The sequence below is a fragment of the Streptomyces sp. NBC_00212 genome (assembly GCF_045206365.1).
Taxonomy (GTDB): Bacteria; Actinomycetota; Actinomycetes; order Streptomycetales; family Streptomycetaceae; genus Streptomyces.
In genome coordinates, this window is the sequence record NZ_CP108115.1 from 4,513,711 (window position 1) to 4,529,967 (window position 16,257).

A 16,257-nucleotide genomic window follows, 5' to 3' on the forward strand; every position below is an offset into this window, starting at 1 on the left:
GCGGGTCCTGCCCCCGGAACTGCCCCTTCCGTCCCTGTACTTCGCTCCCCGCCGGAATTAACTCGGGGGGTGAGTATGTGGACTGCCCTGGAGCCCCCCGCCACCACCGTTGCCCCCGGTGACAGCGCTGTCGTACGGCTGCGGGTGCGCAATACGGGCGACACCGTCGAGGAGTACCGGCTCTCGCCGGTCGGGGACGCCGCCGGGTGGGCGAGCGTCGAGCCGACCGTGCTGCGCCTCTATCCCGGGACGGAGGGCACCGCCGAGGTCACCTTCGCGCCGCCGCGCACCCCGGACGCCGTGGCGGGCCAGAGCCCGTTCGGCATCCGGGTCGATCCGCGCGAGCACCCGGGCGAGGCCGACGTCGTCGAGGGCCGGCTCACCATCAGCCCGTTCGCCGAGATGCGCGCCGAGCTGGTCCCGCGCACCGTGAAGGGCCGGCGCAGGGCCAAGGGCCGGGTGGCCGTCGACAACCTGGGCAACCAGCCGCTGACCGCCTCCTTCTCGACCCGGGACAACGCCGACGCCGTCACCGTCGAGGCCAACCCCACCGCGGTCCAGGTCGACCCGGGCCGGGCCGGATTCGCCGAGGTGCAGCTCACTTCGGCGAACGTCAGCTGGTTCGGCGGCATACGCCAACACCAGTTCAACATCTCGGTGTTGAGGTCGGGCGACCCCGCCCCGCAGGAGCTGCGCGGCACCTATGTGCAGCCGTCGGTGTTCCCGCGCTGGGTGCTCGCGGTCGGTTCGGTCCTGGTGGCGGCGGCCGTCGCCTTCGCGCTGATCTGGTTCCAGCACGACGTGGGCGTCAAGAGCCAGGCCTCCGAGAAGGCGCCCACCAAGGAGGAGCCGCTTCCGCAGGGCTCCAACACGCCTCTGCCGTCCGCCCCGCCGCCGCCCTCGAAGCAGCCGCCGCCGCCCTCCAACCCCGCGCCCGCCCCCGGCGGAGACCAGCCGAAGCCGAAGGACCCGCCTGGCGGCGGGGGCAGCGGAGGCGGCGGTGGGGGCAACGCTCCCAAGCCGCCCATGTACGACCCGAACAAGCAGGTGCGGATCCAGTCCGGACTCGGGTACCTCCTCGTCACAGCGACCGACCAGAAGCCGGAAGGCCGGTACGTCTACGCGGCGCCGACTAGCTTCAACACGCCTCCCTGGGACCAGTTCTGGCACGTACGCCCGCTGCCGAACAACGAGTTCGCCTTCACCTCGTCGTCCGAGCCGTGGGCTGTCGCGGACAACATCCGGGAGGGCAACCAGGTCCAGATGTGGGGGGCGTCGGGCGGCAAGGACAGCCTGTCCGACGGGTCGATGACCGCCAACCAGAAGTGGTCGATCCAGCCGATCAGCGGCGGTGACGGTTTTGTGCGGCTTGTGAGCCGGGACGACAACTGGTGCCTGTCGGATCTGACGCCGAACGACCGTAAGAACCTCCAGGTGGCCGAGGTCCGCCCCTGCGGAGCCCTCCCGGACGACCAGCAGCGCTGGAAGATCCTCCAATAGCCCCGTCCGGACCAATGCCTGGGGCTCCGCCCCAGACCCCGGATGCCCCACCCCGCCCCTCCCCGCTGTGACACTCTGCGGCTCCGCCGCGTGGCCTCCGGGGGCGGGGGTGCGGCATGGTTCCTGGGGCTCCGTCCCAGACCCCGTTCGCGCCTGAAGGGCGCTCGTCCTCAAACTCCCCCAAGGCCTTAAGGGCCAGGGGGGACCCCCATGACGGGCTGAAGATGCCTGCCCGGGCACCCGGCGAAGGTCAACCCTGCTAGGGGCGCGGGGAACTGCGCGAGCAACCACGCACGGTCCGCAGGCTGACGGGCGTCGGGGGTCTGGGCCGCAGGCCCGGGGGAGTTCGCATCGCACTCCGCCAGGATTGACCCTGCCAGGGGCGCGGGGCTGTGACATTGTGCGGCTCCGCCGCGTGGGCGCGGCCAGCCACGCACGGCCCGCAGAGCGAAGGCCCCGCACCCCGGAGGGCTACGGCGCCCAAGCCCCCCCAACCCCCGGCACAAGCCGCCCCGACTTCACGTACTCCCGCCGGGCCCCGGCACGGACATCCTCCGCGGTCACCGGAGAGCCCCGGCCCGCCGCGAGATACCCGGCAGTCACCGCAGCCGACCGAATCGAACCCCCGGCCAGCTCGAACTCCTTCGCGCACGCGTCGAGTTCAACCCCCAACCCCTCCTCCTGCGGCACCCCCGCCAGGCAGCTCCGCCACAGCACCGCGCGCAGCGCGACGTCCGGGAACGGGAAGTCGACCACCAGGTCGAGCCGGCGCGTGAACGCCTCGTCGATGTTCGCCCGCAGGTTCGTCGTGAGGACGGCGATCCCGTCGAACGCCTCAAGCCGCTGCAACAGATACGCACTCTCCAGGTTCGCGTACCGGTCGTGCGAGCTCTTCACCTCCGACCGCTTGCCGAACACCGCGTCCGCCTCGTCGAACAGCAGCACCGAGTCGGTCCGGTCCGCCTCGACGAAGATCTTCTCCAGGTTCTTCTCGGTCTCACCCACGTATTTGTCGACCACCGACGACAGGTCCACCACGTACAGGTCCAGGCCCAGCTCACCCGCCACGACCTCGGCCGCCAGCGTCTTGCCCGTGCCGGAGTCCCCCGCGAACAGCGCGACCACGCCCCGCCCGCGACCGCCGCCCGTACGCAGCCGCCACTCCCCGAGCACCCGGTCCCGGTGCCTGGCCCGCCCCGCGAGCTCGTGCAGCATCCCGAGCGGCTCCTCGGGCAGGACGAGGTCCGCGAACCCGACGGCGGGCCTGACCCGGCGCGCATGCCGGTCGAGCAGCGGCGCCGACAGCTGCCGGGCGCTCGTCTGTACGTGGCCGAGGCCCACCGGCACCCCTTCGAACCCGGCCAGGGCAAGGGCCCCCCGGGCGGCCCGCCGCACCTGCCCGGCGCCGAGCCGGTAGGGCCCGACGGCTTCGGCCAAGTCGCCCTCGTACGCGGGGAGTTCCTCGTTCCAGGCGGTCAGCGGGTCGGTCTCGGCGGTCGTGTCCTCCAGGGCGAGCAGCGCCGCGCCCGGCGCCCAGGTGGGGTCGTACGGATCGGTCCCGGCGAACACCACGGTCACGCCCGGAGCCGCCAACTCCCTTACCAGTGGCCCTGGTTCGGAGTGCGGGAGCTCGACCACGATCGCCGTGCCCGACCCGCGCAGCCTCGCCTCGCGCAGCAGCGCCCGGGCCGACAGCCGGTCGGCCTGCTCGGGGCGGTGGCGCAGCACGGCCCGCCCCGCGCCGCGCAGGGCCGCGGTCACCGCGTCCGCCCCGCTCCCCGCCCTGCGCTCGCGCAGATGGACGGCGACCGGGCCCGGCGCGAGCGCGATCCGTGCCGCGAGACCCTCGCCCGGGGCGCTGCCGCCCGGTGCGAGCAACTCGACGCGCGCGTCCATGAGATGGCCGTCCAGGGTGTCGTCGCCCAACAGATGGGCCACGACCCGCTCCGGGACCCGCAGGGCCCGCCCCGGCAGCGGCCGCTCCTCGTCCTCCAGGACCACCAGGCCGCCGGTGATCAGCGGCGCCGCCGGATGGAGCCGGCCGCGCGCGTCGGGGTCGTACGGTCCGGTGCCGGCGAGTTCCAGGGCGAGCGCGACCGAGGCCCTGCGGCGGCCCACGTCGTCGTTGAGGTAGCCGTACAGCGGCTCGAAACGCCGGTCCACGTCGGGGGCGAGCGCCGCGACGAGAAGCAGTTCGTCGACCGGGCCGAGCCCGAAGTCCCGCGCCAATGCGAGAAGTCGATCCCCCGGCTCGGGGATGAACGACCCGTTGGAAGAAGGGGGTTCAGGTACGCCGTCCGCGCTGGCGAGGCGGGCCGCCGTCTCCGCCGAGACGTACAGGCCGCGCAGCGGGTCCTGCGCCGTCGGGTCGTCGGCGGAACGGGCCGCCACCAGCGCCGCGACCGTGGTCCGCAGCTGGTCAAGGCGGAACAGCAGGGCGCGAGCGGCCTCGTTCACCGGGCGCCACCGTCGCGCGAGGCACCCTTGCGTGCGCCGCCGTCAGGGGCGGCACCGTCCTGCGCGCCGCCGTCCTGCGCGCCGCCGTCCTGCGCGCCGGCATCCAGCACGCCCCCGCTCCGCGAGCCCCGCATGTACCGCGGCTTCGCGTCGTTCGGCACCCCGTCCCGGCCCCGGACGGTGACCACGCCCTCGGTGACCGGCGGCGCCACGTCGTACACCGGCGTGACCGGGAACGGCGTCGTGATCACCACGTCGAGCGAGGGCTTCAGCTCGCCGCCGAGCGCCGACCAGATGTCGGCCAGCGAGCGCGACTCGGCCGGCGGCACGGCGACCGTCAGCGGCAGGGTCACGTTGTACGCGTCGAGCGCCTGCGGCACGTACTCGGCCGGCAGCATCTCGTGCGGCAGCAGACACGCCAACGCGCCGGAAAGCAGTCGGTGTTCGTCCTCGGGGCGGCTGGTCCACGCCGTCAGGAGGTAGGAGAGGCGGTACCAGCGGGGCGGCTGGCGGCGGCGCAGGACGATGCCGTTGGCGTCCCGTTCCGCGTACGAGCCGCGCTCGCGGCGGGCCACGTCCTCGCGGATGTCGTACAGGTAGGCGTTCAGGGTGGGGGTGTTGCGCCGGGCCGCCCAGTCGCGGGTGGGCGCCTCGAAGACGACCTCCCCCGTTCCCTCGGGCAGCGCCCCGCCGCGCAGGATGCGCCGCAGCGCCTCGTCGATTTCGTGGATCATGGAGCCAATTCCCGAGTCATCGGATGCCGTCGGAGTCAGTTCGCACCGGCGGCGGTTGAGCGGTCAGGGCCGTCAGATGGCCCCGGGCCCGCTAGATGTAGCCCTCGCGCAGCGCGTACGCCACGGCGTGTGCGCGGTTGGTGAGCTGAAGGCGGGTCATGAGGGCGTGCAGGATGTTCTTGACGGTCCGCTCCGAGTAGGCGAGCTTCTCGGAGATCTGCCGGGTGTCCAGGCCCTCGGCGACCAGGCGAAGGACGTCGACCTCGCGGGGCGCCATGCCGAACAGCGGCGCGGTCGAGGAGGATCCGGCGGAGGCGGAGGTGGTCTCCGAGCGGCGCAGCCGGCCGACCTGCACGAGGAGCCGGCTGATCAGGTCCGGCGGCAGCTCGCCCTCGCCGCGCGCCGCGCTGTGCACGGCCTTCAACAGGCGCTGTTCGGTGGCCTGATGGCGCCACAGGATGGCGCGCACCCCGTATTCGACGACGGTCAGCAGATCGGGTTCGCGCAGTTCGCGGGCTATGAGCACCACGCGCTGCTCGCCGCCGCGCACGACGCGGCGCAGTTCCGCGGAGGCCGAGTCGTCGACCTGGTCGACGAGCATGACGGCGACCGCGGGGTCGGCCGGGCGGCCGTCCGTCTCGCGGGTCTCCCGGGCGTCGCGCAGGACTTCGACGGTGGGCTGATGCTGCAGGTGGCTGATGACCCCTGCCCGGCTCAGCGGATCGGAGGCGTGAACGGTCACCGTGACACGATTCGCGAGCAATGGCATTTCCCTGTCCTTTCCCTCTCCCCGTGCGTATCGACCGGCTCACTCTGGTCGGGCCCGATCAACAGCGAATCAACAACCGTTGAATGAGCCACCAATCCGGCCAAGAAGGATCGAAGTCGTCAGGAAAAGAGGTGCGGGGCCCGGGATCACCAGACCCCGGGCCCCGCACCGTACGTACTTCACCGCACGCGCCGCACCGTACGTACGTACCTCAACGCCTTACGCGGGCTTCTCCTCAAGGCGCGGGAAGAGGACCGCGCCCTTGGTGACCGTCGCGCCGGCGGGCAGCGCGCCCCATGTGCCCGCGTCCTGGACGCGCTGTTCGGCGAGCGAGCCGAGCGGGGCCTCCGCGCCGAGCGAGTCCCACAGCTTCTGCGAGGTGTCCGGCATCACGGAGTTGAGCAGGACGGCGACCCCGCGCAGCGACTCGGCCGCCGTGTACAGGATCGTCGCGAGGCGGGCCCTGCCCTCGACGGAGTCGTCCTTGGCGACCTTCCACGGCTCCTGCTCCGTGAGATAGCCGTTGACCTGCTTGACGAAGTCGAAGACGGCCAGGATGCCGCCCTGGAAGTCGAGTTCGTCACCGATGCGCCGGTCGGCCTCGGCCGCGGCCTTCGCCAGACCGTCGTGGACGGCCTTCTCGGCGTCGCCGTCGGCGATGGCCGCGGGCAGCTCGCCGCCGAAGTACTTGCCGACCATCGCGGCAACGCGGGACGCCAAGTTGCCGTAGTCGTTGGCGAGTTCGGAGGTGTAGCGGGCGGTGAAGTTTTCCCAGGAGAACGAGCCGTCCTGGCCGAAGGCGATGGCCCGCAGGAAGTACCAGCGGTAGGCGTCGACGCCGAAGTGCGAGGTCAGGTCCTGCGGCTTGATGCCGGTCAGGTTGGACTTCGACATCTTCTCGCCGCCGACCATCAGCCAGCCGTTCGCGGCCACCCGGCCCGGCATCGGAAGCCCGTTGGCCATCAGCATCGCGGGCCAGATGATGGCGTGGAAGCGCAGGATGTCCTTGCCGACGAGGTGCACGTCGGCGGGGAAGATCTCCTCGAACCGCGCCTGGTCGGCGCCGTACCCGACGGCCGTCGCGTAGTTGAGCAGCGCGTCCACCCACACGTAGATCACGTGCTCGGTGTCCCACGGCACCGGCACGCCCCAGTCGAAGGTCGACCGCGAGATGGACAGGTCCTGGAGGCCCTTCCGCACGAAGTTGAGCACCTCGTTGCGGGCCGACTCGGGCTGGATGAAGCCCGGGTTCGCCTCGTAGAACTCAAGCAGCTTCGGACCGTACTCACTGAGCTTGAAGAAGTAGTTCTCCTCCTTGAGGAGCTCCACCGGCTTCTTGTGGATGGCGCACAGCTCGGTGCTGCCGTCCTCGGACTTGATCAGGTCGCCGGGGAGCTTGTACTCCTCGCAGCCCACGCAGTACGGGCCCTCGTAGCCGCCCTTGTAGATCTCGCCCTTGTCGTACAGGTCCTGGACGAACTCCTGCACCCGGTCGGTGTGCCGCTTCTGGGTGGTGCGGATGAAGTCGTCGTTGGCGATGTTCAGGTGCTCCCACAGAGGCTGCCACGCCTCGCCGACGAGCTTGTCGCACCACTCCTGCGGGGTGACGCCGTTCGCCTCGGCCGTGCGCATGATCTTCTGGCCGTGCTCGTCCGTGCCCGTCAGGTACCAGACCTTCTCGCCGCGCTGGCGGTGCCAGCGGGTGAGCACGTCACCGGCGACGGTGGTGTAGGCGTGGCCCAGGTGCGGGGCATCGTTGACGTAGTAGATGGGCGTCGAAACGTAGTACGTCGGCGAAGGCATGCGCGGAATCCTATCGGCCGTCGCATCCGTGCCCGCCCGGGATGTCCGGATGGCGGACGCCTTCGACGCCGCGGAGAGGTTTGCGAAACACCCGTTGTCGTAGCAAGGACGCATCCTGGGACGGAAGGGGGCACGTGCACACGAAGGACGAGAACATGCGGGTACTGGTCGCCGAGGACGAGGAGGTCCTCGCCGAGCTCGTCGCCACCGGGCTGCGGCGGGCCGGCTTCGCCGTGGACACGGTCTACAGCGGGGACGCGGCCCTCGCGTACCTGGGGCTGCACGACTACGACGTGGTGGTGCTCGACCGGGACCTGCCGCGCGTGCACGGCGACGAGGTGGCCCGCCGCCTGGTCGCCGACGCCTCCCGCACCCGCATCCTCATGCTGACCGCGTCCGCCTCCATGGAGGACCGGGTCGAGGGCCTGGACCTGGGCGCGGACGACTACCTGGGCAAGCCCTTCGAGTTCCCCGAGTTGGTCTCACGAGTGCGGGCGCTGCGGCGCCGCAGCGCCCGCCCGGTCCCGCCGGTCCTGGAACGGCACGGGCTGCGCCTGGACACCGTGCGGCGCACCGCGCACCGCGACGGCCAGGAGCTCGACCTCTCGCCCAAGGAGTTCGCGGTGCTCCAGATCCTCCTGGAGGCCGACGGCGCGACCGTCTCCGCCGAGGAGCTCCTGGAGCGCGCCTGGGACGCCAACGCGGACCCCTTCACGGGTGCCGTACGCGTCGCCATGAGCAAGCTGCGCGGAAAGCTCGGCGAGCCCCCGCTGATCCGTACCGTCCAGGGCGTGGGGTACTCGTTGTGAGGGGCCCGGCCCGGTGATCAGGACCCGTATAGCGCTGATCTTCGGCGGCGTCTTCCTGGTACTCGGCGCGGCGCTCCTCGCCGTCGTCAACCTGCTCTCGCGGGCCGGCACCGAAGAGCAGGCGACCGCGATCGCGACCCGCGCGACCACCCTCCAGGTGCCCGGCGTGTCCGCCTACAAGGGCCGCACCACGCCCCTCGAACCGCTGACCGTCTACCGGGTCACCTCCGACGTCAGTGACGCCGCGTCCAGCCAGACCGCCCTGTGGTCCACCCTCGCGCTGGTCGCGATCGCGTTGCTCGCGGTCGTGGTCGGCTGGTGGACCGCGGGCCGGCTGCTTCGTCCCGTACACGTCATGACGGCGCGGGCCCGCAAGCTGACGGCGAGCAATCTGCACGAGAGGGTGGGTGCCGCCGGACCCGACGACGAGCTGAAAGAACTCGGCGACACGATCGACGACCTCCTCGGCCGGCTCGAAGCCGCCTTCGACAGCCAGCGCCGCTTCATCGCCAACGCCTCGCACGAACTGCGCACCCCGCTCGCCACCCAGCGCGCCGCGATCCAGATCGGCCTCGACGGCGAGCCCGGCCCCGCCGACATCGAGCGCACCCGCGGCACCCTGCTCGACAACAACCGGCGCAGCGAGCAGCTCATCGAGGGGCTTCTGATGCTGGCCCGCAGCGAGCGGGGCCTGGAGCAGCGCGAGGAGGTGGACCTCGCGGAGGTCGTACGGGAGGAGGCGGCGCGCTACGACACGGTCAAGGTGGACGCGGCTCCCGCTGTGGTGCGGGGCAACCGGGCGCTGCTCGCCCGCCTGACCGCGAACCTCCTCGCCAACGCGGTCACCTACAACGAACCGGGCGGGGCGGTGGAGGTCACCGTGTACGGCGGCCGGCTCGTGGTGACCAACCCCGCCGGGCCCGTGGTCGCCGAGGACGAGATCCCGGCCCTGTTCGAGCCCTTCCGGCGGGGCGAGGGCCGCGACCGGATGGGCCCGGGGGCGGGCCTGGGCCTGTCCATCGTGCGCTCCATCGCGGTGGCGCACGGCGGAACGGCCACGGCGGAGCCCGGCGCCGAGGGCGGGCTGGCCGTGACCGTCTCGCTCCCGAAGGCGCCTCGGCCGCGTACTACGCGTACTAGAGGTTAGGGACTAGGGGCGGAACGAGCTGAGCAGCCCCTGGTAGACCTCGGCGTCGCTCAGCTCGCGGGGTGCGGGCCCGGCGTGGAAGAACCCGACGTGCGCGTGGTCGGCTTCGGCGGTACGCAGAAAATCAAACGCCTTGGAGTCGTCCTCACCGAAGGCGACGAACTGCCAGTACAGGGCCTTGTCGGCGACGTCCGCGAGCGCTTGGCGCGCGGGCAGCTTGGCGTCGGGGGCGCCGTCGGTCTGGAACACGACGAGCACGGGCCCCTCGTGCCCCGCCTTCTCGACGTGCTCGACGACCTCCTCGACACCCCGGTGGTAACTGGTCCGCCCGAGCCGCCCGAGCCCGGCGTGCGTCTCGTCGACAACCCCGTCGTACGAGTCGAGGGCGAGGTCGACGGACCCGTCGATGTCGGTCGAGAAGAACACCGTGTGCACGGTGGCGTCCTCGTCGAGGTGCGCGGCGAGCGCGAGCACCTGCTCGGCGAGCCCCTGCGCGCTGCCGTCCTTGTAGTAGGGCCGCATGGACCCGGACCGGTCGAGCACGAGGTACACCTTGGCGCGAGCCCCGGAGAGCCCGGCCTTCTTGAGCGCGGCCCCGGCCGCCTTGTAGGCCCCGGAGAGCCCGGGCGCCCGGGATTTGACCTTGGCGGCGGAGAGGGCGGGCTTGGGAGCCGGCTCGGCTCCGGCCGGGGTGGGCTCGGAGACGGGTTCGGCTTCGGCCTCGGCCTCGATCGGCTCAGGGGCGACTTCCGCCACTGCCGTCACGGGCTCGGGTTCGACGACGGGCTCGGGCTGGGTGGGCTCGGGCTCCGGCGCGGGGTCCGGCCCCGGCTCCGGCTCCGGCTCGGCGATGGGGGCGATTTCCGCCTTGACCGCGACGGGCTCGGGCTCGGGGGCGACGGCCTCCGGCTCCTCCACCGGCACGGGCTCAATGACCGGCTCGGGCTCAGCCACCGGCTCGGGCTTCGCCTCCGTACGGGGCTGAGGCAACTCGACGACGGCGTTCGAGGAGCCGAGGGAACCAACAGTGTCGGACTCGGACTCGGAATCGGCCCCGGACCCAGCGTCGGTGCCGGAGTCGGAGTCGGAGTCGGACGAGGACGCGGGCGGGCGCGGTCCGTCAAAGGCGGCGGCGACGAGTTCCTCCGCCGAGGACAGGACGACTTCTTCCGCCGGGGCCGGAACGGAAGGCGCGGCGGCCTCGGTGGTGACCGGTGCCTCGACGGCCTGCGGGGTGCGTTCCGTCTGGGGCGGTACGGAAGCCGCCGTCGGCTCGGCACGCTCCGCGCGATCGCGTCCGAACACCTTGCGCAGCAAGCTCCGAATGCCCATGGGCGAGGCCTTTCGCATGAGTTGGGTGCGATACGTACCGCACTGCGCCAGTTTCGGGATCAGATCCCTGGCCAGCACGGATACGTAAGGTTAGCGACCCGGCGGACGCTTTCCCGGAAGGGGCCGGTTCCGCGTCCAAAGGGGCGCGGGCCTGTGACATTGTGCGGCTCCGCCGCGTGGCCGCACCGAGCCGGTACTGAGTGCCCTACAGGGGCGCGGGGCTGTGACATTGTGCGGCTCCGCCGCGTGGGCGCGACCGGCAGTACTGGGTGCCCTACAGGGGCGCGGGGAACTGCGCGAGCAACCCAGCACGGTCCGCGGTCGAAAAGGGGTTAGGGGCGCGGGGCTGTGACATTGTGCGGCTCCGCCGCGATGGGGGTCCCCCCTGTTCGAGCGGAGCCGAGAACTTGGGGGAGCGCCCAGCCACAGCCGACCCGCACCCGAAACGCGAGTGACCCCGCCCTCAGTACCCGCCCCCACCCTGCCCGCGCCAGCGGACGATCTGAGAAGCCGGATCCCCCGTATACACCCAGGGCACCAAGGCAACCCGCTCCCCGAGCAACCCGACCAGCGCCACCCCCTCACGCGTGAGCCCCGCGCAACACGCGGCGTGCGCAAGGTAGTTGAGCTCCGCCGCCTCGGACGCGCGAATGGGCCCCGGGGGCCGCCCGCCCAGCCAGCGGTCGTAGGTACGCCGAAGCTCGGTCACGGCGAGCTCGTGATTCCAGTGCTGCCCGAACCCCCGCACGGCCCGCCCCTTCGCGGCATCGGAGACGTACCGGTACTCCTCGACCCGGGCGATCTGGACCAGCACCGGAAGCGGGGACCCGGCCGGGGCCGCCCCCGCCGCGTCCCGCGCGAAGTCGTACATCGAGCCGTGCGTACCGTGCCAGCGCGCGGAGAAGTACCGCAGCATCTGGACGTGCCCTTCGAGGTGGTACGGGTCGCGCCGCCGCAACTCGTCCCACCAGCCGCGCAGTTCGCGCCGGGAGACCCCGCCCTCGTACAGCCGCACCACGGTGAGCAGGGAGGCCCACGGTGTCGGGTCGGCGGGGCGGGCGTCGGCCGCGCTGAGGCAGGCCATGACGGCGACGTCGATGCGGTCGCGGTCGGTTCCGGCGCCGCGTCCGGCCGCGATGGCGCCGTTGAAGACGCGGGTCACCTCGGTGGCCGCCCGCAGCACCGCCGCGTCCGGACTGTCCGGCTCGGCGGCCCGCCAGGCCTCGACGACGGTCGACCCGGCCGCGGCGTTCGCCAGCGCCCGGATCCGGTGCGTGCGCAGCGCCCAGTCGTCGCCGGTGGCCCGCAGCAGGTCGCGTACGCCCTGCCAGCGGCCGATGACGATGTCGTGCCGGGCGACGGTGAGCGCCCGGTCGCCGAGGTCGGCGTCGAAGCGTATGGCCGTCTTCCGGTGGGACCGGCGGCCCAGTGCTGCCATGCGCGTACCGCCTCTCAGAAGTCGGTGGGGTGCCCGGTGTTGGCGTAACTGGACGTTTTCGTACGGGAGTTGGGGAGCCCGGTACCGGCCTCGAACGAACGGGTCGCGTCCAGCCGGGCGGGGCGGTAGTACGCGCTGCCCCGCCGCCAGTACCAGAGCATGGGGACCAGGCCCGCGAGCAGGCTGCCGATGCCGATCGCGACGGCGGCGCCGCTGAGCCGGGTCAGCGAGGCGCCGAACACGCAGAACATGAACACCGAGCCGAGCAGCGGCCAGGCCCCGCCGAGCAGGAAGGAGCTGAGGGATTCGGTGAGCGTCCTGCGGTACGCGACGACCGCGGCGAGCCCGGCGAGGCCGTAGTACAGGGTGGTCTGGAGGCCGATCGCGGCGAGCGCGTCGGACATGATGTCCTGCACGGAGCCGAGCGCGTTGGAGGCGACGAACAGCAGCAGTGCCACCGCGCCGACGACGAGGATCGCGACCCAGGGCGTGTTCCACCGCCGGTGTACGGCGCCGAGCCCGCCCGGCATCGTACGGTCGCGGCCCATCGCGAACAGGGAGCGGGTGACCTGGATGAGGGTGGTCTCCAGGGTGGCGATGGTGGAGAGGACCACGGCGAGCACCATGAGCTTGCCGCCGGCGCCGGGCCAGACGCGTTCGCCGAGCAGGGCCAGGACGTTGGACTGCCCGGCCGCGATCTCGCCGCTGGTGAGCAGCACGTTCACGGCGACGGTGAAGGCGACGAACAGGGCGAAGACGATGCCGACCCCGACCAGCGCGGCGAGCCCGGCGGTGCGCCGGCTGTCGCGGGTCTCCTCGCTGAGGTTGCTGGTGACGTCCCAGCCCCAGTAGTAGAACGCGGCGATCAGGGTGCCCGCGGCGAACCCGGACACCCCGTCGAAGTGCCCGAACCCGAGCCACCCCCAGTCGAAGGGAACGACCCCGCCACCCTCAGCGACGTGAACGAGCGCCCCGACGCAGAACCCGCCGAGAATCACCAACTCGACGCCGGAGATGATGAGTTGGGCCTTCGCTGAGAGCCGGGCACCGCCCAGCACCACACCCAGCATCAGCAAAAACCACCCGGCGCCAGTGGCCGTAGCCAGAGCGGTGTTATGTGCGAGGGCAGGGTCGAAGAGACCGAGGGTCATCTGCCCGGCGGGCAGCGAGCCGGCCACCATGAACAGGGTGGCCGCGACGACGAGCGCCCACCCGCTGATGAACCCGAGAAAGGGATGCAGGGTGCGCCCGACCCAGGAATAGGCGGCCCCCGCGTTGACGTCGATCCGCCCGAGCCGCCCGAAGGCGAGCACGATGCCGAGCATGGGGATCGCGCAGTAGAGCAGCGCCGCCGGACTGGCGAGCCCGACGGCGCCCACGAGCACGGAGGTGGTGGCGGCCAGTGAATAGGCGGGCGCGCTGCCCGCGACCGCCATGACAACGGTGTCGAACGTGGACAGTACGTTGGGCTGAAGCCCTCTGCCACCGGTGCTGCTGCTCATGGCCCGAACATCCTTTGACGGCACGACATATGGCGGTATGTCAGAAACCCCGGGCTTTGCAGTACTCCAACAACCCGAAGCCGACCGCATCGTAGTCGCCGGAGCGGGCCCCTCGGCTATCCCGGCCGCGGGGAACGGACGTCCGCCGGACGGGCGCCCTGATGTTCATGATCGTCAAGGCGTCGCACGACTCGGGAAGGGCTCCGTCACCCGTCCGGGTGATAGCGGGCATAGGGGCGCAAACCGTGGGGGAGTGTGAGCACGCTCGCTTTGCTCTCGTCACCTGGGGGACCTCCGCATGCGTCAACTCGCCCTCGAATCCGCCTTGTTCGCGTCCATCCTCGCCGCCGCGCTGGTTCCGGCCGCCCAGGCCGTGCCGGTCGGCCACGCCACCACGGCCCACGCTCCCGAAGCCCATGCCGTCCCGGCCGGGCAGGTCTACTTCTGGGCCGGGCCCGATCAGATGGGGAACGGCGGGGCCTGGGCCTACAAGCCGCCGGGGTATCGCGAGGCCGATCCCCGGATCAAACGGCGGGCCTATTCCTTCGACTCGCACGCGAGCGTCACCGTCTACGCCATCAGCCACCAGGGCGGCGGCGGGTGCCTCTACCGGGCGATCCTGCCGGGCGACTACGACAACGACTGGACCGCCTGGGCCACCAAGTTCGACGGGGTGAGTGACAACAAGATGGGGTGCGAGCCGGGCTGATCCGTCGATGAGTTCCGTTCGTGCGAGGGGCTTGTCGCTTCTCGCCGTGTCCTTGTTCCTGGCGGTGGGGTGCTCTGCTCCCGCCCCGCCGCAGCATCGCCCCGACTCCGACGACGTCATCAAGGCCGCCACCCAGCGGCTCACCGAACGCTGCCTCAGCGGTCAGGGGCTCGTGGCGCCCCGGCCGGGGCAGAGCCCGTCCCCCGGGCAGCAGCAGAGGGTCAGCGCCGCGCTCTTCGGTACCGGCCCGGCCCAGCTGTCCGTCAACCTGCCCACCGGATACGTCGTACGCACCCACACCGACGGCTGTCTCGCCGCCGCTCAGCAGCGGCTCTACGGGGATCAGCCGGGCTGGTTCCGGGCGTCCGTGATCGTGAACAACCTCAAGCCCGAGGCCGACCACAACCACCAGACCCTCGCCGAGGTCCGCGCCCGCCACCCCGCCGAGATCGCCGACTTCGAGCGGCTGCGCGCCCACGCGCTGTCCCAAGCCACCGCCCTGCTGAACAACCGACCGACGACAGGAGAACCGTCCCCATGAAGCGCATCGCCGCCCTCCTCGCCGCCACCCTCATTTCCGTCGGAGGTGTTCTGGTCACCTCCTCCACCGCCGCCCAGGCGTCCGCACCCTGCCGCAGCGGGTTCTTCTGCGTCTGGACGGACGCCAATTTCCAGGGCATGAAGATCGAGCACAGCGGCGACGACCACTGGTGGGAGGGCGACATGTTCAAGCACGACTCGTCGTGGGCGAACCACGGCATCTCCGGGCCCGGGGTCAAGGACCACGTCCAGGTGCACGAGGGGCGTGAGCTGCTCGGCCGGGTCACCATCTGTCTCGCACCCGGGCAGGAGGTCGGGTACAGCCGGAGCGCCAACGACCAGGGTGGGTCTCATACTTGGACGTCTGGCTGCTGAGGCATGCGAGAGGGCCGTTAGGGGCGGCCCCGCTCTTCCAACCACGCCCTGTACGCGGGTGAGTGGGAGGCCGCCTCCCAGTACGCCGACTCCAAGTCCTTGCCCACCCCGGCCAGTTCACCTCCGTACGCCCCGCTGCGGACCGCCAAGAGCAGCCGTACTCCCAGCGGGTCGTCGCGCAGGGGGCGTACGGCCATGTCGGAGCGGGGGCGCGAGGTGGGCTGGCACAGGGTGACGACCTCGCCCGTCGCGACCAGGCCCGCGGCCGTCAGGTAATCGCCGTGCAGGACACGGGGGTTGAGGTCAGCCGCGTTGAGGACGCGGCGCAGGCCCTCCCATTCGCCGTCCACGCTGGGGTCGACCATCCACTGGTCGGCGGCCAGGTCGGCCAGGTCCACGACGGGCCGGTGGGCCGCCGGATGGTCGACCGCCAGGCACACGAACTGGGGCTCGCGCTCCACGAGCGTACGGATGTCCAGGCCCGGCGGGATGCGCAGCGGGCAGCCTTCCACTTCGTGTACGAACGCCACGTCCAGCTCGCCCGCCGCGACTTGGCGCAGCAGCGCGGTGGCCGAAACCGCCACCTGGAGTTCCGTCTCCGTGCCGGGCAGGCGCTCCCGCAGGCGGCGCAGCCAGCCGGGGATCGCGCGGCTCGCGGTGGAGCCGATGCGCAGCCGGTCGCCTTTGGCCGCGCGGGCGGCCGCGGCCCGGGTGTCGGTGACCAGCGCGCTCAGCGAGGCGAGGAGCGGACGGGCCCGGCCGACCACGCCGCGGCCCAGAACCGTGGGCACACAGCCGGTCCGCTCGCGCGAGAAGAGCCGCCCGCCCAACGTGTTCTCGATGCGCCGCAGTTGGGTCGTGAGGGCGGGCTGGCTCGTGCCGAGCGCTCGTGCGGCGCCGTGCAGACTGCCGGCGTCGGCGATGGCGCACAGCACCCGCAGATGTCTCACCTCCAGCTCCATGGGCTGAGGTTAGGGCGTACTAAGTCATCGCACCAGATGACCAAAACCACACTGATACGCGGGAGTTATCGCAGATCGACATCATTCCCGTACGCCGCCGTGGCCTCCACAATCACCAATCACCGGGACGGCGCCACAGCGCGCCCCCCGGGTCACCGATCAGCAGAGCCCCCACCCGCG

Annotated in this window: 14 protein-coding genes; 6 read left to right on the top strand and 8 right to left on the bottom strand. The window is 71.7% G+C overall.

Translation table 11 applies throughout. The annotated features are described in order from the left end of the window. The first annotated feature begins 69 nt into the window (after positions 1 to 69). On the top strand, positions 70 to 1,500 hold the full coding sequence (locus tag OHA17_RS20720) for a hypothetical protein (protein ID WP_406507820.1): 1,431 nt from the start codon (positions 70 to 72) through the stop codon (positions 1,498 to 1,500). A gap of 471 nt (positions 1,501 to 1,971) precedes the next feature. Here the strand turns inward: OHA17_RS20720 and OHA17_RS20725 are convergent, their stop codons facing one another. The 4 genes from OHA17_RS20725 to metG all read right to left on the bottom strand — a co-directional run bounded on the left by OHA17_RS20725 (position 1,972) and on the right by metG (position 7,263). After that, entirely contained in the window at positions 1,972 to 3,957 is a 1,986-nt protein-coding gene (locus tag OHA17_RS20725; protein ID WP_406507821.1) for an AAA family ATPase, read from the bottom strand. Then, positions 3,954 to 4,691 carry a DUF4255 domain-containing protein gene (locus tag OHA17_RS20730; protein ID WP_406507822.1) on the bottom strand — a complete coding sequence of 246 codons (738 nt, stop codon included), beginning with the start codon at positions 4,689 to 4,691 and terminating at the stop codon, positions 3,954 to 3,956. The genes OHA17_RS20725 and OHA17_RS20730 overlap by 4 nt, the downstream gene beginning before the upstream one ends. A 91-nt stretch (positions 4,692 to 4,782) precedes the next feature. Beyond that, on the bottom strand, positions 4,783 to 5,460 hold the full coding sequence (locus OHA17_RS20735) for a response regulator transcription factor (RefSeq protein ID WP_053730853.1): 678 nt from the start codon (positions 5,458 to 5,460) through the stop codon (positions 4,783 to 4,785). A gap of 219 nt (positions 5,461 to 5,679) precedes the next feature. Then, positions 5,680 to 7,263, bottom strand: a complete 1,584-nt coding sequence (gene metG, locus OHA17_RS20740; RefSeq protein ID WP_406507823.1) for a methionine--tRNA ligase — start codon at positions 7,261 to 7,263, stop codon at positions 5,680 to 5,682. A gap of 155 nt (positions 7,264 to 7,418) precedes the next feature. Between metG and OHA17_RS20745 the strand changes: the two genes are divergently transcribed. Together OHA17_RS20745 and OHA17_RS20750 are read left to right on the top strand one after the other, a co-directional pair. Further along, a complete protein-coding gene (locus OHA17_RS20745) occupies positions 7,419 to 8,072 on the top strand; it encodes a response regulator transcription factor (RefSeq protein WP_406510772.1) in 654 nt (217 codons plus the stop codon). Positions 8,073 to 8,085: 13 nt separating this feature from the next. Continuing rightward, complete coding sequence (locus tag OHA17_RS20750) at positions 8,086 to 9,219, top strand: sensor histidine kinase (RefSeq protein WP_406507824.1); 1,134 nt, start codon at positions 8,086 to 8,088, stop codon at positions 9,217 to 9,219. Positions 9,220 to 9,222: 3 nt separating this feature from the next. On the opposite strand, the gene OHA17_RS20755 is transcribed toward OHA17_RS20750, so the two are convergent. From OHA17_RS20755 to OHA17_RS20765, 3 genes are all read right to left on the bottom strand, one after another. Then, positions 9,223 to 10,551, bottom strand: a complete 1,329-nt coding sequence (locus tag OHA17_RS20755) for a VWA domain-containing protein (protein WP_406507825.1) — start codon at positions 10,549 to 10,551, stop codon at positions 9,223 to 9,225. Positions 10,552 to 11,014: 463 nt separating this feature from the next. Continuing rightward, positions 11,015 to 11,989, bottom strand: a complete 975-nt coding sequence (locus tag OHA17_RS20760) for a hypothetical protein (protein WP_406507826.1) — start codon at positions 11,987 to 11,989, stop codon at positions 11,015 to 11,017. A gap of 14 nt (positions 11,990 to 12,003) precedes the next feature. Next, on the bottom strand, positions 12,004 to 13,491 hold the full coding sequence (locus OHA17_RS20765; RefSeq protein ID WP_406507827.1) for an APC family permease: 1,488 nt from the start codon (positions 13,489 to 13,491) through the stop codon (positions 12,004 to 12,006). Between the two features lie 298 nt (positions 13,492 to 13,789). On the opposite strand from OHA17_RS20765, the gene OHA17_RS20770 reads away from it, so the two are divergent. Genes OHA17_RS20770 through OHA17_RS20780 form a run of 3 tightly spaced genes read left to right on the top strand, consistent with a single transcriptional unit; the run spans position 13,790 to position 15,115 of the window. Then, the gene (locus OHA17_RS20770; RefSeq protein WP_406507828.1) at positions 13,790 to 14,200 is read left to right on the top strand and encodes a hypothetical protein; all 411 of its coding nucleotides are present in this window, start codon (positions 13,790 to 13,792) and stop codon (positions 14,198 to 14,200) included. Positions 14,201 to 14,246: 46 nt separating this feature from the next. Further along, the gene (locus OHA17_RS20775) at positions 14,247 to 14,741 is read left to right on the top strand and encodes a hypothetical protein (protein WP_406507829.1); all 495 of its coding nucleotides are present in this window, start codon (positions 14,247 to 14,249) and stop codon (positions 14,739 to 14,741) included. After that, the gene (locus OHA17_RS20780; protein WP_406507830.1) at positions 14,738 to 15,115 is read left to right on the top strand and encodes a peptidase inhibitor family I36 protein; all 378 of its coding nucleotides are present in this window, start codon (positions 14,738 to 14,740) and stop codon (positions 15,113 to 15,115) included. The genes OHA17_RS20775 and OHA17_RS20780 overlap by 4 nt, the downstream gene beginning before the upstream one ends. Before the next feature lie 17 nt (positions 15,116 to 15,132). Here the strand turns inward: OHA17_RS20780 and OHA17_RS20785 are convergent, their stop codons facing one another. Further along, positions 15,133 to 16,077, bottom strand: coding sequence for a LysR substrate-binding domain-containing protein (locus tag OHA17_RS20785; RefSeq protein WP_406507831.1), 945 nt, complete (start codon positions 16,075 to 16,077; stop codon positions 15,133 to 15,135). Between the last annotated feature and the right edge of the window lie 180 nt (positions 16,078 to 16,257).